At 66.2% G+C, this 17,378-nt stretch carries 15 protein-coding genes, 1 other RNA gene and 1 pseudogene; 9 read left to right on the top strand and 8 right to left on the bottom strand.

The genetic code is table 11. The features are described from left to right. From B551_RS27395 to gyrA, 6 genes and pseudogenes are all read right to left on the bottom strand, one after another. Positions 1-91, bottom strand: a pseudogene (locus B551_RS27395) (prephenate dehydrogenase/arogenate dehydrogenase family protein); the annotation flags it as partial. A gap of 167 nt (positions 92-258) precedes the next feature. Continuing rightward, positions 259-1,374 carry a histidinol-phosphate transaminase gene (gene hisC, locus B551_RS23310; protein WP_006576189.1) on the bottom strand — a complete coding sequence of 372 codons (1,116 nt, stop codon included), beginning with the start codon at positions 1,372-1,374 and terminating at the stop codon, positions 259-261. A 71-nt stretch (positions 1,375-1,445) separates the two neighbouring features. Beyond that, the gene (pheA, locus tag B551_RS23315; protein ID WP_043442431.1) at positions 1,446-2,597 is read right to left on the bottom strand and encodes a prephenate dehydratase; all 1,152 of its coding nucleotides are present in this window, start codon (positions 2,595-2,597) and stop codon (positions 1,446-1,448) included. 82 nt (positions 2,598-2,679) lie between these two features. After that, positions 2,680-3,834 (bottom strand): 3-phosphoserine/phosphohydroxythreonine transaminase, encoded by a 1,155-nt coding sequence (serC, locus tag B551_RS23320; RefSeq protein WP_043442435.1) that lies wholly within the window; start codon positions 3,832-3,834, stop codon positions 2,680-2,682. A gap of 114 nt (positions 3,835-3,948) precedes the next feature. Beyond that, the gene (locus tag B551_RS23325; RefSeq protein ID WP_023265123.1) at positions 3,949-4,512 is read right to left on the bottom strand and encodes a DUF2059 domain-containing protein; all 564 of its coding nucleotides are present in this window, start codon (positions 4,510-4,512) and stop codon (positions 3,949-3,951) included. Positions 4,513-4,593: 81 nt separating this feature from the next. Then, on the bottom strand, positions 4,594-7,305 hold the full coding sequence (gene gyrA / locus B551_RS23330; RefSeq protein ID WP_023265124.1) for a DNA gyrase subunit A: 2,712 nt from the start codon (positions 7,303-7,305) through the stop codon (positions 4,594-4,596). A gap of 436 nt (positions 7,306-7,741) precedes the next feature. Between gyrA and ompA the strand changes: the two genes are divergently transcribed. From ompA to ssrA, 4 genes are all read left to right on the top strand, one after another. Beyond that, entirely contained in the window at positions 7,742-8,404 is a 663-nt protein-coding gene (gene ompA, locus B551_RS23335; protein WP_023265125.1) for an outer membrane protein OmpA, read from the top strand. 203 nt (positions 8,405-8,607) lie between these two features. After that, on the top strand, positions 8,608-9,357 hold the full coding sequence (gene ubiG / locus B551_RS23340) for a bifunctional 2-polyprenyl-6-hydroxyphenol methylase/3-demethylubiquinol 3-O-methyltransferase UbiG (protein ID WP_006576184.1): 750 nt from the start codon (positions 8,608-8,610) through the stop codon (positions 9,355-9,357). A gap of 2 nt (positions 9,358-9,359) precedes the next feature. Further along, positions 9,360-10,034 carry a phosphoglycolate phosphatase gene (gene gph, locus B551_RS23345; protein ID WP_006576183.1) on the top strand — a complete coding sequence of 225 codons (675 nt, stop codon included), beginning with the start codon at positions 9,360-9,362 and terminating at the stop codon, positions 10,032-10,034. Between the two features lie 54 nt (positions 10,035-10,088). Beyond that, positions 10,089-10,447: a transfer-messenger RNA gene (gene ssrA, locus B551_RS25860) on the top strand. A gap of 107 nt (positions 10,448-10,554) precedes the next feature. Here ssrA and B551_RS23350 read toward each other — a convergent pair. After that, the gene (locus B551_RS23350; protein ID WP_006576182.1) at positions 10,555-11,478 is read right to left on the bottom strand and encodes a LysR family transcriptional regulator; all 924 of its coding nucleotides are present in this window, start codon (positions 11,476-11,478) and stop codon (positions 10,555-10,557) included. 253 nt (positions 11,479-11,731) lie between these two features. On the opposite strand from B551_RS23350, the gene ycaC reads away from it, so the two are divergent. Both ycaC and B551_RS23360 read left to right on the top strand, forming a co-directional pair. Next, positions 11,732-12,355 carry an isochorismate family cysteine hydrolase YcaC gene (gene ycaC / locus B551_RS23355; RefSeq protein ID WP_006576181.1) on the top strand — a complete coding sequence of 208 codons (624 nt, stop codon included), beginning with the start codon at positions 11,732-11,734 and terminating at the stop codon, positions 12,353-12,355. A gap of 211 nt (positions 12,356-12,566) precedes the next feature. Then, positions 12,567-13,145 (top strand): flavin reductase family protein, encoded by a 579-nt coding sequence (locus tag B551_RS23360; protein ID WP_006576180.1) that lies wholly within the window; start codon positions 12,567-12,569, stop codon positions 13,143-13,145. A gap of 40 nt (positions 13,146-13,185) precedes the next feature. On the opposite strand, the gene B551_RS23365 is transcribed toward B551_RS23360, so the two are convergent. Then, positions 13,186-14,136 carry a LysR family transcriptional regulator ArgP gene (locus tag B551_RS23365; protein WP_006576179.1) on the bottom strand — a complete coding sequence of 317 codons (951 nt, stop codon included), beginning with the start codon at positions 14,134-14,136 and terminating at the stop codon, positions 13,186-13,188. Between the two features lie 108 nt (positions 14,137-14,244). Here B551_RS23365 and B551_RS23370 point away from each other — a divergent pair, with 108 nt between their 5' ends. From B551_RS23370 to B551_RS23380, 3 genes are all read left to right on the top strand, one after another. Next, complete coding sequence (locus B551_RS23370) at positions 14,245-14,841, top strand: LysE/ArgO family amino acid transporter (protein WP_156526357.1); 597 nt, start codon at positions 14,245-14,247, stop codon at positions 14,839-14,841. A 251-nt stretch (positions 14,842-15,092) separates the two neighbouring features. Continuing rightward, positions 15,093-15,725 (top strand): carbonic anhydrase, encoded by a 633-nt coding sequence (locus B551_RS23375; RefSeq protein WP_023265128.1) that lies wholly within the window; start codon positions 15,093-15,095, stop codon positions 15,723-15,725. A 35-nt stretch (positions 15,726-15,760) separates the two neighbouring features. Continuing rightward, positions 15,761-17,359, top strand: coding sequence for a SulP family inorganic anion transporter (locus B551_RS23380; protein WP_023265129.1), 1,599 nt, complete (start codon positions 15,761-15,763; stop codon positions 17,357-17,359). The last annotated feature ends 19 nt before the right edge of the window (positions 17,360-17,378 follow it).

Here is a 17,378-nt window from a genome sequence, read left to right on the forward strand (position 1 = left end):
CGACCCCGGCGCGCTTCAGGGCTCGGGCCAGGGAACCGCCGATCAGGCCGACGCCGACGATCACGACACGGGAAAAATGCAGGGCACTCACGACAGTACGCCGAGACCGGCGGCGGAAAGGAGGAAAACCGGCATTGTAGCCGCTCGCTGCACGGCGGCGGGCGCGATCGGTACACGCGGGCCGGATATGGCAAACAGGGCGCCAGCGGCGCCCTGTCGAATGTTCAACCACGGCGCCGCCGCCGCACGGCGGCAACCCTATTGCAGCGCGCGCTCGAGCGCCGCGATAAACGCGGCATTTTCATCCGGCAACCCGATCGTCACGCGCAGCCACTGCGGCAGCCCGTAGCTGCCGACCGGCCGCACGATCACGCCCTGCTTGAGCAGCGCGAGATTGACGCGCGCGCCGGCCTCGTTGTCGTCGCCGACGCGGACCAGCACGAAGTTGCCGTACGAAGGCACATACTGCAGCCCGAGCCGCTCGAAGGCCGCCACCAGCTGCGCCTTGCCCTCGCGATTGAGCGTCGCGCTCTTGCGCAGGAAGGCGTCGTCGCCGAGCGCGGCCACCGCGGCCGCCTGCGCCAGGCTGTTGACGTTGAACGGCTGGCGGATTCGGTTCAGCAGATCGGTCAGCGCCGGCTGCGCGACCGCATAGCCGACCCGCAGCCCGGCCAGCCCATAGGCCTTCGAGAACGTGCGCGAGACCATCAGGTTCGGATACTTGCGCACCCACTGCACCGACTCGTACTGGTCCTCGGGGTCCAGATATTCGTTGTAGGCCTCGTCGAGCACCACCACCACGTCGGCCGGCACCCTGGCGAGGAAGGCCTCGATCTGCGCGGCGGGCAGGAAGGTCCCGGTCGGATTGTTCGGGTTGGCGATGAAGACCAGCCGGGTATCGGGCGCGATCCCCGCCGCCATCGCCTCGAGATCGTGGCCGTAGTCGCGCGCCGGCACCTCGATCGCGCGCGCGCCGATTTCCTGCGTCGCCAGCGCGTAGACCGCGAACGAGTACTGCGCATAGACGATCGACTCGCCCGGCTTGACCAGCGCGTGCGCCGCCAGCTCGAGGATGTCGTTGCTGCCATTGCCCAGCGTCAGCCAGTCGGCCGGCACGTCGTAGCGGGCCGACAGCGCGGCCTTCAGTTCGAAGCCGTTGGAGTCGGGATAGCGGCCCAGCTCTGCCACCGCGGCCGCCATTGCCGTCCTGGCGGACTCGGGCATGCCGAGCGGATTCTCGTTGGAGGCCAGCTTGACGATGCCGGCCTCGTCGAGGCCGAACTCGCGCGCGACCTCGGAGATCGGCTTGCCCGCCACATAAGGGGAAATCGCCCGCACATATTCCGGACCGAACTGCCTGCCCTGCTCTGCCATATCGACTCCTGATTGCTTTGCCTCGGCCCCCCGCGGGCCCGATGTTCGTGTCGCCGCTGCCCGCCAGCTTGCTACTTGCTCGACGGATACGAGCCCAGCACCTTGAAGTACGCCGCGTTGGCGCGCAACTGCTGCAATGCCCGCTCGACGGCGGCATCGCGCTGGTGGCCCTCGATATCGACGTAGAAGTAGTACTCCCAGGCCCCGCTGCGCGCCGGCCGCGATTCGAAGCGGCACATCGACACGCCGTTGTCGGCCAGCGGTGCCAGCAGCTGGTACACCGCGCCGGCCTTGTTAGGCACCGACAGGATCAGCGAGGTCTGGTCGCTGCCCGACGGCTCGGTCTCGTAGCGGCCGATCACGGCGAAGCGCGTGCGATTGTGCGGATCGTCCTGGATATGCGAGCGGATGATATGCAGGTGATAGCGATTGGCCGCGGTCTCGGCGGCGATCGCTGCCACGGTCGGGTCTTCGCTGGCCATGCGCGCCGCCTCGCCGTTGCTCGATACCGCCTGCCGCTCCAGATGCGGATAATTGGCCGTCAGCCAGTGCTGGCACTGCGCCAGCGCCTGCGGATGGGCGCGCACCACGGTCACGCCCTTCATGTCGGGCGACGACGCCATCAGGTTGTGATGGACCTTCAGCGCGATCTCGCCGCTGATCTTCAGCGAGGTCTGCAGGAACAGGTCGAGCGTGCGCGACACCGCGCCCTCGGTCGAATTCTCGACCGGCACCACGCCGTACTCGACCGTGCCGGCCTCGACCGCGCGAAACACCTCGTCGATGCTCGGGCACGGCACGCCGGCGACCTCGTGGCCGAAGTGGGCGTACAGCGCCTGCTCGGAGAAAGTACCGGCCGGACCGAGGAAGGCGACTTCCAGCGGCTTCTCCAGGCCACGGCAGGCCGACATCACCTCGCGCCAGATCGCCGCGACGCTGTCGCCGCGCAGCGGGCCCGGATTGTTGCCCTGGACCTTGCGAATGACCTGCAGCTCGCGCTCCGGCCGGAATACCGGCGCGCCAAATTTCTTCTTGACCTCGCCGACGTCCAGCGCCAGCTGCGCGCGGCGGTTCAGCATCGCCAGCAGCTCGCGGTCGACGGCGTCGATCTGCTCGCGCAGCGGCGCCAGCTCCACGGACAGCGCGCGCTCCTGCTCCTCGGTCGGCATGGTCGGCTGCTGGCCCTGGGCTGGGGCCGCAGCGTTTTTATCTTGTGTCGTCATGATGAAAATCCCGATTCGCCATCGAACGGCAGACCGCGTCCACGCAGGCCGGTCGCGCCGCCGCTGGCGCAATGGCCGCCGCTCAGGCGGCGCTGCGCTCGAACTCGCGCATGTAGTCGATCAGCGCGGTGACGCCCTCCAGCGGCATCGCGTTATACAGGCTGGCGCGCATGCCGCCCACCGACTTGTGGCCCTTGAGCTGGACCAGCCCATTGGCGCGCGCGCCGGCCAGGAAGGCCTCGTTGCGCGACTCGTCGGCCAGGAAGAACGGCACGTTCATGCGCGAGCGGCAGCTCGGATCGATCTCGTTGCGATAGAACGCGCTCTGGTCGAGGAAGTCGTAGAGCGCGCGCGCCTTGGCGATATTGCGCTGCTCGATGCCGTCCACGCCGCCCTGCCGCTTCAGCCATTTGAACACCAGCCCGGCGATATAGATCGCATAGGTCGGCGGCGTGTTGTACATCGAATTGTTGTCGTTGACGATGCGCCAGTTGAACGCCGACGGGCACAGCGGATGCGCGTGGCCAAGCAGGTCTTCACGCACGATCACGATGGTGACGCCGGCCGGGCCGATATTCTTCTGCGCGCCGCCATAGACCACCTGCACGCGCGACCAGTCGATCGGCCGCGACAGGATATGGCTCGATGCGTCGGCGACCACCACGCGGCCGCGGTTCTGGCCGATATCGGGCACCTGCTGGAATTCGACGCCGACGACGGTTTCGTTGGTGCATAGATGCACATAGGCGGCATCGTCGGACAGCTGCCAGGTCGCCGGATCGGGGATGCGCGCGAAGCGCTGTTCGACGCTGCTGGCGGCGATATGGCTGGCGCCGTAGCGGCGCGTTTCCTGTTCGGTCTTGACCGACCAGGTGCCCGTCACGACGAAGTCCGCCTTGGGCCGTTCGGGATTCAACCGGCCGATCAGGTTCAGCGGGACGATGGCGTTCTCGCCGATCGCCCCGCCCTGCAGGAACAGGATGCGGAATTCCTTCGGCACCTTCAGCAGTTCGCGCAGATCCGCCAGCGCCTCGTTGTGGATCCCCTCGAACTCCTTGCTGCGGTGGCTCATCTCCATCACCGAGATACCGGTGCCGTGCCAGGAGAGCATTTCCTCGGCTGCCTGCTGGAGCACCTCGGCCGGCAGGGTCGCGGGCCCCGGGGAGAAGTTGTAGACACGTTCGGCCATGGCGCGCTGCATCATGGCGGCAAGGGAAGGATTCTGGGGATCGTTCATGAACGGAAAGAAAAATGGCTGCTTGGGATAGCCCAAGCAGCCATTATTACCTAAAGACGCATTTCGTTGGCGTCCCAGCGTCGCCGAGGTGGCGCACCGGACGCCGCGCCCGGCTTACTTCGATGCCGCGGTGACTTCCTTCTCGGCGGCGTCGCGCATCGACTTGCCCACCTGCGGGCCGTACTTCTGCATCATCGAGCCCCAGATTTCCTGGGTCGCCTTGCCCTGGTTGGCCATGAACTTCTGGCCGGTCGGCGACTTCAGGAAGGTCGTCAGGTCGCGGATTTCCTGCGCGGTGTAGTACTTGCCGAAGGCGTCGTAGTGGGCCTTGATCGCGTCGTTCTTGAACGCATCGGTGCCGAACTGCTTGCCGGCGCCATCGACCATGCGCTGCACCGCGCCGTTCTTCTTCAGCTTCTCGACCGCGGCCTGCTTCTGCGTGTCGCTCAGCGTCTTGTTCTCGACCAGCACCTGTTCCAGCACCAGCGGCGCTTCCTGCTTGGCGCCGGCCTGCCAGTTCTCGGCCTGGCCCTTGACGGCCTGGTCGGCCTGCATCACGGACAGCAGTTCCTTGATCGCCGCGGTCTTGTCCGCGTCCTGCGCGCGCGCATGCTGCGCGACCATCAAGGCCGGAACAAAAGCAGCCAGCACAGCAATACGTCGAGTGGTGTTGAGCATTATGACTCCCTGATGAATTCGTCCGGTTTAGTCCGGTAGCGACTGGCCTAGTTCCAGCGGCCGCGCCATTGTTGCATCTGATTACGATTGAGCGCCATTGTCACCATTTGCGACATCATCGGCGCCATTGCCGGCACCATTGTCGTCGCCGTTGGTGGCAGCGTCGTGATCGCCGTTCTCGCCGGCCTCGCCGTTCTCGCCATTATCCGCATCGCTTTCGACGATGCGCTGCAGGCCCGAGAGCTTGGTGCCCTCGTCGACGTTGATCAGCGTGACGCCCTGCGTCGCGCGGCCCATCTCGCGGATTTCGGCCACGCGGGTGCGGATCAGCACGCCGCCGGTGGTGATCAGCATGATCTCGTGCTCCGGCGCGACCAGCGCGGCGGCGACCACGCGGCCGTTACGCTCGCTGGTCTGGATCGCGATCATGCCCTTGGTGCCGCGGCCGTGTCGAGTGTATTCGGTGATCGGCGTGCGCTTGCCATAGCCGTTCTCCGTCGCGGTCAGCACGCTGCCAACCGAACCGGCATCCTCGGCGTTTTCCGCGTTCTCGGCCGGCGCAACCAGCATCGCGATCACGGTCTGGCCGTCGTCGAGGTTCATGCCGCGCACGCCGCGGGCCTGCCGGCCCATCGGACGCACGTCGTTCTCGTCGAAGCGCACCGCCTTGCCGGCGTCCGAGAACAGCATCACGTCGTGCTGGCCATCGGTAATCGCCGCGCCGATCAGGTAGTCGCCCTCGTCGAGGTCGACCGCGATGATGCCCGCCTTGCGCGGATTCGAGAACTCGGTCAGCGCGGTCTTCTTGACGGTGCCGCGGGCGGTCGCCATGAAGATGAAGTGCTCGGCGTCGAACTGGCGCACCGGCAGGATCACCGTGATCTTCTCGCCTTCCTGCAGCGGGAACATATTGACGATCGGCCGGCCGCGCGAGGTCCGCGAGCCCTGCGGCACTTCATAGACCTTCAGCCAGTACAGCCGGCCGCGGTTCGAGAAGCACAGGATGTAGTCGTGCGTGTTGGCGACGAACAGCGTATCGATCCAGTCGTCTTCCTTGGTCGCCATCGCCTGCTTGCCGCGGCCGCCGCGCTTCTGCGCGCGGTACTCCGAGATCGGCTGGCTCTTCATATAGCCGCTGTGCGACAGCGTGACCACCATGTCCTGCGGCGTGATCAGGTCCTCGGTATCGAGCTCGGTCGCGTTCAGCTCGATCTGCGAACGGCGGTCGTCGCCGAATTCGGCGCGGATCGCGGTCAGTTCGTCGGTGATGATCGTGGTAATGCGCTCCGGCCGGGCCAGGATGTCGAGCAGGTCGGTAATCGCGGCCATCACGTCGCGGTATTCCTGCACGATCTTGTCCTGCTCCAGGCCGGTCAGGCGCTGCAGGCGCATTTGCAGGATTTCCTGGGCCTGTGAATCGGACAGGCGATACAGGCCGTCGTCCTGCATGCCGAACACCGGCGGCAGGCCGTCCGGGCGGTAGGCCGCGCGCCCGCCCGGAGTATCGGTCTCGGCGCGCGCCAGCATCTCGCGCACCAGCTGCGAATCCCAGGACTTGGCCATCAGTTCCTGCTTGGCGATCGGCGGGGTCGGCGCGGCCTTGATGATCGCGATGAACTCGTCGATGTTGGCCAGCGCTACCGCCAGGCCTTCCAGCACGTGGCCGCGCTCACGGGCCTTGCGCAGCTCGAATACGGTGCGGCGGGTCACCACCTCGCGCCGGTGCGACAGGAAGCACTCCAGCATCTGGCGCAGGTTCAGCAGGCGCGGCTGGCCGTCGACCAGCGCCACCATGTTCATGCCGAAGGTGTCCTGCAGCTGGGTGTTCTTATATAGGTTGTTCAGGACAACCTCGGGCACCTCGTTGCGCTTCAGTTCGATGACCACGCGCATGCCGGACTTGTCGGACTCGTCGCGGATGTCGGAGATGCCTTCGATCTTCTTCTCGGTGACCAGCTCGGCGATGCGCTCCAGCAGCGTGCGCTTGTTCACCTGGTACGGCAGCTCGTCGATGATGATCGCCTGCCGCTGGCCCCGGTCGATGTCCTCGAAGTGAGTACGTGCTCGCATCACCACACGGCCACGGCCGGTGCGGTAGCCTTCGCGGACACCCTGGATGCCGTAGATGATGCCGGCGGTCGGGAAATCGGGCGCCGGAATCAGCTCGATCAGTTCGTCGACCGTCGCCTGCGGGTTGCGCAGCAGGTGCAGGCAGCCGTCGACCACTTCATTCAGATTGTGCGGCGGGATATTGGTGGCCATGCCGACCGCAATACCCGACGAACCGTTGATCAGCAGATTCGGAATACGCGCCGGCAGGATTTGCGGCTCGTTTTCGGAGCCGTCGTAGTTCGGAACGAAATCGACGGTTTCCTTATCGATGTCCAGCAGCATTTCATGCGCTATCTTGGACAACCGGATTTCCGTATAACGCATGGCCGCGGCATTGTCGCCGTCGACCGAACCGAAATTGCCCTGGCCGTCGACCAGCATATAACGCAGCGAAAAATCCTGCGCCATGCGGACGATGGTGTCGTAGACCGCGGTGTCGCCGTGCGGGTGATATTTACCAATCACATCGCCAACGATACGCGCCGACTTCTTATAAGGGCGGTTCCAGTCGTTGTTCAGCTCGTGCATCGCATACAGCACTCGCCGGTGGACGGGCTTCAGGCCGTCCCGTACATCGGGAAGCGCGCGCCCGACGATCACGCTCATCGCGTAATCCAGGTACGAGCGACGCATTTCCTCTTCGAGGGAGACCGGAAGGGTTTCTTTGGCGAATTGATCCATTGCGGCGTGGCTTATGCGGTTGAAACGCCCGCAAGCGGCGGTCGGCACGGGGTGAATCGGTGCTGCCGGCGCGGCGGGTAACATGGCATTCTAACATGCGGCGCACCGGGGCCCGGCGCCCCTCCCACCACCCTTCACGCGGCCCGCCCCGCTCGCGGGCGATGTCTCGGAACCCAAGCGGGACAAGGGTTTGCGGGCATCGCAAGGGCCATGTTGCACAAACACCACAGGCCCCGAAGCCATGGATTGAATCGCATATATTTACTTCTTAGGAAACGAGCCTTGTGGCACAATTCCCCAGCGAAGAGCCAGACATTGTTCGAAGTGGAGCATTCGTCACCTCGAGCGAGAAGGTTATACTCCGAAGAATGTATGACTTGTTTTCGTCCATTTGCTCGCAGTAACCCTGCGGTGATCTCATCCTGAGAGGAGAAATATGAAAAAATTTGCCAAGCTCGCGCTCGTTGCAGCTACCGCAGTAATGGCCGCATCCGCTCAAGCCCAGACCGCGTCGGTCCCCTACGAAAAGAAGGCGGTCAACGACAACTGGGGTAACGGTACGAGCGAGTACGTGTGGAAGAATGGCACGAACGAGCTCTGCTGGCGCGATAGCTCCTGGACCCCGGCCACGGCCAATGCTCAGTGCGACGGCGCGCTGGCTCCGGCTGCTGCCCCGGCTCCGGCTCCGGCTCCGGTCGCTCCCCCGGTGGTCTCGAGCGAGAAGGTCACCTTCGCCGCTGACACGCTGTTCGACTTCGACAAGGCTGTGCTGAAGCCGGAAGGCCGCGCCAAGCTGGACGACCTGGTGTCGAAGCTGTCGGGCATCACTCTGGAAGTGATCATCGCCGTCGGCCACACCGACTCGTTCGGTACCGATCGCTACAACGATCGCCTGTCGATCCGCCGCGCCGAAGCCGTCAAGGCCTATCTGGTGAGCAAGGGCGTGGAAGCCAACCGCGTCTACACCGAAGGCAAGGGCGAGCGTCAGCTGAAGGTCGATCCGAAGTCGTGCAAGGGCAACCGCACCGCTCAGATCGCCTGCCAGCAGCCGAACCGCCGCGTGGAAGTCGAAGTGGTCGGTACCCGCAGCGCTCGCTGATCGGTCCCGCTCCACGGCGAAAAAGCCCAGCGCAAGCTGGGCTTTTTTTCGCCCTGCGTTTTCGTTCGGCGTCCTTGTACCGCCTTCCTGCGCCGCCCTCTTGTTCATCGGACAACGCGCCGCCCGGCTCGCTTCGGGGCACGCATTTTGTTAGAGTTGCCCCAATTCTCAATGTCCCGCGCCGCCAGGCGCGCGCTAGATTCATGACGCCGACTTCCCCCGTGATTCACCCGACCGTCGACACCCGCCAGATTGCGCGCAACGCCGATCTGAAGGAAATCGACAAGTTCAGCGAAATGGCCCACCGCTGGTGGGACCCGAACAGCGAATTCAAGCCGCTGCACGAAATCAATCCGCTGCGGCTGAGCTGGATCGACAGCATCGCCGACCTGCGCGGCAAGAACGTGGTGGACATCGGCTGCGGCGGCGGCATCCTGTCCGAGAGCATGGCCCGCGCCGGCGCCACCGTGCGTGGCATCGACCTGTCGACCAAGGCACTGAAGGTCGCCGACCTGCACAGCCTGGAATCGGGCGTCGCCGTAACCTACGAGGAGATCGCGGCCGAGGCCTTGGCCGCGCGCATGCCGGCCAGCTTCGACGTGGTCACCTGCATGGAAATGCTGGAGCACGTGCCGGACCCGGCCTCCATCGTGCGCGCCTGCGCCACGCTGGTCCGGCCCGGCGGCCACGTGTTCTTCTCGACGATCAACCGCAATCTGAAGGCGTATCTGCTGGCCGTGCTCGGCGCCGAATACGTGCTCAACATGCTGCCGCGCGGCACGCACGACTACGACAAGTTCATCAAACCCGCCGAACTGGCCCGCTTCGCCCGGCAAGCGGGTCTGGACCTGATCGAGCTGCGCGGCATGGTCTACCGTCCGCTGTCCCAGGTCTACGAGCTGAGCCGCGATACCGACGTCAACTACATGATGGCCCTGCGCCGGACCGCCTGAGCATGCCGACCTTCGACGCTGTTTTCTTCGATCTGGACGGCACGCTCGCCGATACCGCGCCCGACCTCGCCGCCGCGGCCAACCGCCTCGTGGTCGAGCATGGCCGCGAGCCGGTCGATTACGCGCTGCTGCGCCCGGTCGCCTCGCACGGCGCACGCGGGCTGATCGGCGCCGCCTTCGGCAAGACGCCGGACGACCCCGATTTCCCGGCGCTGCGCGATGCCTTCCTGAACTACTACGAAGCCGATATCGCGGTGCAGACGCGCCTGTTCGACGGCATGGACGAGGTGCTGGCCGCGCTCGAATCCGCCGGCATCCGCTGGGGCATCGTCACCAACAAGATCGCCCGCTTCACCACCCCGCTGGTCAATGCGATCGGCCTGGCGCCGCGCGCCGCCGCGGTGGTCAGCGGCGACACCACGCCCTACCCGAAGCCCCACCCGGCCCCGCTGCTGCACGCCGCGCAGGTCAGCGGCGTCGACCCGCTGCGCTGCGCCTATGTGGGCGACGACCTGCGCGATATCCAGGCCGGCAAGGCGGCCGGCATGGCCACCATCACGGCGGCCTACGGCTACTGCGGCGAAGGCGAGCCACCGGAGCGCTGGGGCGGCGACTATCTGGTTCGCCATCCCAGCGAGTTGATTCCGCTGCTCACGACGGGCGCTGCCGCTCTCTAGGGAACCGACACGCACGCCCGGCGTCGAAAGCGAGTACAATCCGTTTTCCTTACTGGGGCCGACCTGGTTTCGACGTGGGTTGCAAAGCAGTAGAGGGCATACCGAGGACCCGTCACCTCGTAAATCAATGGGAACGCAATAACTGCTAACGACGAACGTTACGCACTGGCAGCCTAAGGGCCGCCGTCCTCGCACTGGCTCGCTGACGGGCTAGGGTCGCAAGACCACGCGAGGTCATTGACGTCAGATAAGCCCTGCGGGTGTCACGACCTCAGGGACGAAAACCAAGTGACTCGCCGTCGTAGAGCGTGTTCGTCCGCGATGCGGCGGTTAAATCAAATGACAGAACTAAGTATGTAGAACTCTCTGTGGAGGATCTGCGGACGCGGGTTCGATTCCCGCCGGCTCCACCAGTATTCCACCCGACGACATCCGGCAGATGTCCTCAAACCCGCGACAGCGTCAGCTGCGCGGGTTTTTGTTTGCCCGGCCGCGGCCGATTCGACGCCTGCATCCGGACTCAAGCCGCTTCGGAGACGGCGTTGCCCTCGGCCCGTTCCCACGGCATCGACGGCGAGAACATCTCGACCAGATGATCGATAAAGGTCCGCACCTTCGCCGGCACATGGCTGGTGTTCGGATACAGCGCAGATATGACATAGGGCCGCTGCGTCAGCTCCAGCGGAATCGCCATCAACTGGCCGCGCTTGAGCGCCTCAGCGGCCAGGAAGATCGGCAGCGACGCAATGCCCAGCCCGGCGATCGCCATGTCGCGGATCGCTTCGCCATTGTTGGCGACGATGCGCGAACGCATGGCGACGGAGACCGGCGTTCCCCGCTCGTCCTCGAACTGCCAGAAGCGCCTCGCATGGACCAGCGCATAGTCGATCGCGTCGTGCTCCGCCAGTTCGGCGGCGTGGCGCGGCACGCCCCGGCGCTCCGCATAGCCGGGGCTGCAGCACAGCACGCGCGGACATTCGCCGAGCATCCGCATTCTGAGGCTCGAGTCCTGCAGGTAGCCGATCCGGATCGCGACGTCGTAGCCGCCATGGGACAAGGCCATCGGCCGGTCATCGTAATCCACGGCGATTTCCAGGTCCGGATGCTGGCGCGCAAACGCGGCAATGACCGGCCCCAGATAGAGAATGCCGAACGACATCGGCGTGGCGACACGCAGCCTGCCGCGCAGGGTCACGACGTCCCGGTGCGCGGCCATGCCCTCCGCCGTCTCATGAATCTCGCTGAGCAGCGGCGCGATCCGTTCGTAGAACGCCTCGCCCGCCTCGGTCGGTTGAAGCTGTCCCGGCGCACGATGGAACAGTTGTACCGACAGCGCCAGCTCGAGGTCGCGAATGCGCTTGCTGACGACGGATTTCGTCACGTTGAGCCGCCGTGCCGCCCCGGTGATGCCACCGGCCTGCACGACGCGCACGAACGTTTCCATATCATCGTATCGCCACTGCATCGGTCCCCACCCCCATCAGCACCGCACTGGTGCATCGCGCCTCGGCACGTTCGTTCGCGCCGAACGTGATGTTCGCTGCCGCCCAACCGATTGGCCGCTACAACGCCCTCGATTTCGCCATATTCTGTCTTCATCCGGGGGCGATGCCAACGGTGCCGCGGACGCGCTCCGGATCGTCCAAGCCATCGCAACCACGCGAACGGCACGACGCGATCAACCTGTGGAGACTGTCATGACAAAACCCTATACGAGACTCGACAAGAGCCAGGCCGCCGTGCTGCTGGTCGACCATCAAACGGGTCTGCTGTCGCTGGTACGGGATTTCCAGCCCGATCAGTTCAAGAACAACGTGCTTGCCCTCGCCGATCTCGCGGCGTATTTCAAACTTCCGACGATCCTGACCACCAGCTTCGAAGACGGGCCGAACGGACCCCTGGTGCAGGAGCTGAAGGACAAATTCCCCGACGCGCCCTATATCGCCCGACCCGGCAACATCAATGCCTGGGACAACGAGGACTTCGTCAAGGCGGTGAAGGCGACCGGCAGGAAACAGCTGATCGTCGCCGGCGTCGTGACCGAAGTCTGCGTCGCGTTTCCCGTGCTGTCGGCGATCGAAGAAGGATTCGATGTCTTCGTGGTGACCGACGCCTCGGGCACCTTCAACGAAGTGACTCGCTATGCCGCCTGGGACCGCATGTCCGCCGCGGGCGCGCAACTGATGAACTGGTTCGGCGTTGCCTGCGAGCTGCATCGCGATTGGCGCAATGACATCGAAGGGCTGGGCCAGATGTTCTCCGAACACATTCCCGACTATCGCAACCTGATGGCGTCCTATGCGCTGCGCCAGGGCAGGTAACACGCCCCGCCGCCCTCGGCGCGGCTGATGGGAACCGGCTGGCGAATCCATCGACCTCCCCATTCCCCGGCCCCTGCGCCGCAAGCCCTCAATTGTCGAGGCCTTGCGGCGTTTTCATTGCGGCCGCGCCGCGGCGCCAGCCGGCTTTCACGCCGCACTGATGGCATCATCGCGCAACCGAGTCCTCCTTTTTTCATTACCGAGCCCGCCGATGACCGCCTTCCAGCCCGTTCCCCTGCAATACGCCAGCCGCCTGATCAACCATGGCCCGACGGTGCTGATCACCAGCAGCGACGGCGCCCGCCGCAACGTGATGGCCGCCGCGTGGTCGATGCCGGTCGAATTCACGCCGCCGCGCATTGCGATCGTGATCGACAAGCGCACCTTCACGCGCGAGCTGGTCGCGGCGAGCGGCAGCTTTGGCATCTGCATTCCCGGCGCGGCCGCGATCGACATGACCTATGCGGTCGGCAGCGCCACCGGCCGCGATGTCGACAAGTACGCCCAATTCGGCATCGCCACCATCACCGGCCCCGAGCTGGGACTGCCGCTGATCGAAGCCGGCTGCAGCGCGTGGATGGAGTGCCGGCTGATTCCGGAAGCGCATACCGAGGATGCCTACGACACCTGCTTCGGCGAGGTCGTCGCGGCCGCCGCGGATCCGCGCGTGTTCGCCAATGGCCGGTGGAAATTCGATGCGGGCAACGAGGCCCTGCACACGATCCATCATCTGGGCGGCGGCAATTTCGTGCGCTCGTCGTCGACGATCGCCGCCAGGCCGATCGCCTGAGCCAACGGCCCGTGCTGGACACGACCGCGAGCGCTACCGTTCAGCGTTTTTTCCCTGCCCGCAACGGCCTCAATGGCCGCAACGACGAAGACGCCGCCTGCCGCACCGCCTGCGTGACCGCGTCGAGCGCCGGCGAGCGCAGCCGCCACCGGTGCCAGTACAAGGGCACGTCCAGGTGCCGGCCTGGCGCGAATTCGGCGAGCGAGCCCTGCGCCAGCGGCTCGCGCACGAAGGGCTCGGGCATCATGCCCCAGCCGAGCCCACGCTGGGCAAACGCGACGAAGCCGGCGGTGGACGGCACGTAGTGAATCGGCGGCATCGGGTGCTCGGCATCGGGCCCGATCAGCAGCGCGATAAAGCGGGCCTGCAGCGCATCCTTGCGATTGAAGGCCAGCATCGGCGTACGCGACAGGCTGCCTGCGTTCGCTCCCTTCGCAAACGCCCGCGCGATCAACTGCGGCGAAGCGACGCCCAGATACCGCATGATGCCCAGCGGTTCGACCGTGCAGCCCTGCACCGGCTCGGCGCTGGCGCTGACCGCCGCCATCACCACGCCCTCGCGCAACAGCGTCGCCGAATGGTCCTGGTCCTCGACGCGAAGATCGAAGACCATCGCGGGCTCGGCCGGCAATGCGTCGAAGCTGGCGGGAAACCAGCTGTCGAGCGAATCGGCGTTGACGGCCAGCGGCACGCGCAGCGGCATCCCGCCCGTGCCCCGCAAGCCATTGCCGTCGGCATCGCCCAGTTCGGCCAGGGTCTCCGCTTCGAGCAGCGCCAGCTGCTCGGTGTAGCGCGCCAGCGTGCGGCCCGCCGCGGTGGGCTGGCACGGGCTGCCGCGTTGCAGCAGCACCTGGCCGAGCCGCTCCTCGAGCTGGCGCATCCGTTGGCTGATTGCCGACGGCGTGACATGCAGGCGCCGCGCGGCGGCCTCGAAGCTTCCCTCCTGCAGCACCGCGGCAAAGGCGGCCAGTTGGCCGTTGTCGATCTTCATCGTTAGCGTTTCTAATCCAGGGCAAGGAAGTTTAGTTTTTCTTTTGACTGGGGCCAAGCTAGGCTGACGACCTTTCCACTGCCGCGCGCTCCCCCGATGAAGATCGACATGCCCCTGATGGCCGGCTTTCTGTCCAGCCTGGCGCTGATCATTCCGATCGGCGCGCAGAACGCCTTCGTGCTGCGGCTCGGCATCCGGCGCCAGCACCGTCTGCCGGTGGCCCTGCTGTGCGCGATGTCCGATGCGCTGCTGATCGGTGTCGGCATCGCCGGCCTCGGCGCGCTGCTGCACGCCCATCCCGGCTGGCTGACGCTGACGCGCTATGGCGGCGCGGCCTTCCTCGCGGCCTATGGCCTGCTGGCGGCGCGCCGTGCCTTCGATGCCGGCAAGGTCGAACTGCAGGCCGCGGCGCCGCTGCCGCTGGCGACCGCGCTGGCCACCTGCCTCGCCTTCACCTTCCTGAACCCGCACGTCTATCTCGATACCGTGGTGCTGCTCGGCGCGCTGGCGAGCCAGCATGGCCGCGATGGCCGCTGGATCTTCGGCATCGGCGCGGCGCTGGCCAGCCTGTCGTGGTTTCTCGCGCTCGCCTATGGCGCCGGACTGCTGGCCCCGCTGTTCCGCCGCCCGGTGGCGTGGCGCTGTCTCGACGGCGCGATCGCGGCGGTAATGATCGGTCTGGCCTTGACGTTGTTACTGGGCTAGCGAGCGCGCCCGCGCGGCTTTCAATGCGGCCGAATTCTGCATTGCACAAATTTGTGCGATGTAACACGGAACTGACTTTTGCCGCGGCCGGACGAAGAGTTGTTCCGCCGTACGGCACCACGATGCCGATGCACTGATGCAGTGCACCAGCGTGTTTCCGCACTGACGCTGCGCCTCGTTGCAAGCGCTGGCGCAGTGCACGTGGCCGCGGCGGCCGTCCCGTTCCAACCGTCCGCCAGCAAGGAGCCACCATGGAAGTCGCCAAACGCCTGATGCTCGAGAACCGCGCCTGGGCCACCGAAGTGTTGTCACGCGATCCCGAACGCTTCAAGCGCCTGGCCGTGCGCCAGGCGCCGGACGTGCTGTGGATCGGCTGTTCGGACAGCCGCGTGCCGGCGGAGCTGATCACCAATGCCGAGCCGGGCGATCTGTTCGTGCACCGGAACATCGCCAACCTGGTATGCGAGGACGACCCCAACCTGATGAGCGTGCTGCAGTACGCGCTGGAAGTGCTGCGCGTCGGCAACGTCATCGTCTGTGGGCATCAGGGCTGCGGCGGCGTACGCGCGTCGCTGGCGCGCGTTCCGGAGCTGCCGCATGTCGATGCGCGGCTCGACGAGATCCGGCAGGTCTATCGCGCGCATTGCGCCGAGCTCGATCGTCTCGATGGCGACGACGCCCGCACCGCGCGCCTGGTCGAACTCAATGCGATTGCGCAGGTGCGCAAGCTGGCCGGGATGCCGCTGGTCCGCAATGTGTGGGACAGCGGCCGCGTGCTGCGCCTGCATGCATGGATCTACTCGCTGGAAACGGGTCTGCTCGAGGAGCGGCTGTGCCTGGACGGCACGGAAGCGGCAACGGGCCTGGAACCGCTGGCCGCCTGACCCCATCGACCTGACCACTGGACCGCATCGACCCTATGAACTCGGCGCCCCCTACCTCGACTGTCTCCATCCCGTCCTCGCGCGATGCCTATCTGCGCCACCTCGGCCGCGATATCCCGGCCGGCGTGGTGGTGTTTCTCGTTGCGCTGCCGCTGTGCCTGGGCATCGCGCTGGCCTCCGGCGCACCGTTGTTGTCCGGCCTGCTGGCCGGCGTGATCGGCGGCGTGGTGGTCGCCATGCTGAGCGGCTCGCAGCTGAGCGTCAGCGGTCCCGCGGCCGGCCTGGTCGTCATCGTCGTCGGCGCGATCGCGACGCTCGGCAGCTTTTCCGCGTTCCTGGTCGCGGTGATGCTGGCCGGCATGCTGCAGATCGTCTTCGCGTGGCTGCGCGCCGGCGATATCGCGGCGCTGGTGCCGTCGGCGGTGATCAAGGGCATGCTCGCGGCGATCGGCCTGCTGCTGATCATCAAGCAGCTGCCGGTCGCGCTCGGCCTGCCTTCGTCGGCACCGCTGGACAGCCGACTGGTCGACGAGGCCGGCCTGGCCGACGCCGCGCAACAGGCGCTCGGCATGGTGTCGGGCAGCAACCTGACGGTGGCCGCGGTCGCGCTGGCGATCCTGGTGCTGTGGGATACCTACTTCATCCGTCAACGGCGCGCGCTGCGGGCCCTGCCCGCGCCGCTGCTGGCGGTGCTGTGGGGCGTGCTGTACCAGCGCTTCGCCGTGCATGCGAGCCCCGATGCCGCGCTGGCGCCCGATCATCTGGTGCAGCTGCCGGCCATCGACGGCCCGGCTTCGCTGCTGGCCGAACTGGCGCGCCCGGACTTCTCGGCGCTGGCCAATCCCGATCTCTATGTGGTCGCGCTGACGCTGGCGATCGTCGCCAGCCTGGAGACGCTATTGAGCCTGGAGGCGGTCGACAAGCTGGACCCGATGCGCCGCGTGGCGCCGCCCAATCGCGAGCTCTACGCGCAGGGCGTCGGCAATATCGTGGCCGGCCTGCTGGGCGCGCTGCCGCTGACCGCGGTGATCGTGCGCAGCTCGGCCAATATCAGCGCGGGCGGCCGCACCAAGGTGTCGGCGGTCGTGCACGGCGTGCTGCTGCTGGCCAGCGTGCTGTTCCTGTCGGATCTGCTGCGCTGGATTCCGCTGGCGGCGCTGTCGGCCATCCTGCTGCATGTGGGCTACAAGCTGGCCAAGCCGGCGCTGTTCGTCGAGGCCTGGCGCAAGGGGCCGGCGCAGGCGCTGCCGTTCGTCGTGACGATCGCGGCGATCCTGGCCACCGACCTGCTGTTCGGCATCGCCATCGGCATGGCGGTGGGGATTGCCTTCACGCTGCGCCATCATGCGCAAAGCGCGATCTCGCTGACGCGCTACGAGGACTGCTATCTGCTACGGCTGCACAAGGACGTGTCGTTCTTCCACAAGGCGCAGCTGCGGCGCCATCTGGCGAAGGTGGAAGCGGGCGGGAAACTGATCATCGATGCGACCCGTTGCGAGCGCATCGACCACGATATCGAGGAAACGCTGACCGACTTCCAGCGCGCCGCGCGGGTGGCGGGCATCGATGTCACGCTGCGCACGCCGGGGCCGGCGTCGCGCCTGCCGGGGGCATTGGCCGCCGCCGGGTCGTAGCGGCCGCCCGCGTTGCGAC

Source organism: Cupriavidus sp. HPC(L), assembly GCF_000307735.3.
Lineage (GTDB): Bacteria > Pseudomonadota > Gammaproteobacteria > Burkholderiales > Burkholderiaceae > Cupriavidus.

Bases quoted from the DNA above. Each gene is read 5' to 3' on its own strand.
- B551_RS23365 (WP_006576179.1), bottom strand. From the start codon at position 14,136: ATGAAGATCGACAACGGCCAACTGGCCGCCTTTGCCGCGGTGCTGCAG.
- B551_RS23325 (WP_023265123.1), bottom strand. From the start codon at position 4,512: ATGCTCAACACCACTCGACGTATTGCTGTGCTGGCTGCTTTTGTTCCG.
- pheA (WP_043442431.1), bottom strand. From the start codon at position 2,597: ATGACGACACAAGATAAAAACGCTGCGGCCCCAGCCCAGGGCCAGCAG.
- hisC (WP_006576189.1), bottom strand. From the start codon at position 1,374: ATGGCAGAGCAGGGCAGGCAGTTCGGTCCGGAATATGTGCGGGCGATT.
- gph (WP_006576183.1), top strand. From the start codon at position 9,360: ATGCCGACCTTCGACGCTGTTTTCTTCGATCTGGACGGCACGCTCGCC.
- gyrA (WP_023265124.1), bottom strand. From the start codon at position 7,305: ATGGATCAATTCGCCAAAGAAACCCTTCCGGTCTCCCTCGAAGAGGAA.
- B551_RS23380 (WP_023265129.1), top strand. From the start codon at position 15,761: ATGAACTCGGCGCCCCCTACCTCGACTGTCTCCATCCCGTCCTCGCGC.
- serC (WP_043442435.1), bottom strand. From the start codon at position 3,834: ATGAACGATCCCCAGAATCCTTCCCTTGCCGCCATGATGCAGCGCGCC.
- B551_RS23350 (WP_006576182.1), bottom strand. From the start codon at position 11,478: ATGGAAACGTTCGTGCGCGTCGTGCAGGCCGGTGGCATCACCGGGGCG.
- ycaC (WP_006576181.1), top strand. From the start codon at position 11,732: ATGACAAAACCCTATACGAGACTCGACAAGAGCCAGGCCGCCGTGCTG.
- B551_RS23375 (WP_023265128.1), top strand. From the start codon at position 15,093: ATGGAAGTCGCCAAACGCCTGATGCTCGAGAACCGCGCCTGGGCCACC.
- ubiG (WP_006576184.1), top strand. From the start codon at position 8,608: ATGACGCCGACTTCCCCCGTGATTCACCCGACCGTCGACACCCGCCAG.
- B551_RS23370 (WP_156526357.1), top strand. From the start codon at position 14,245: ATGCCCCTGATGGCCGGCTTTCTGTCCAGCCTGGCGCTGATCATTCCG.
- B551_RS23360 (WP_006576180.1), top strand. From the start codon at position 12,567: ATGACCGCCTTCCAGCCCGTTCCCCTGCAATACGCCAGCCGCCTGATC.
- ompA (WP_023265125.1), top strand. From the start codon at position 7,742: ATGAAAAAATTTGCCAAGCTCGCGCTCGTTGCAGCTACCGCAGTAATG.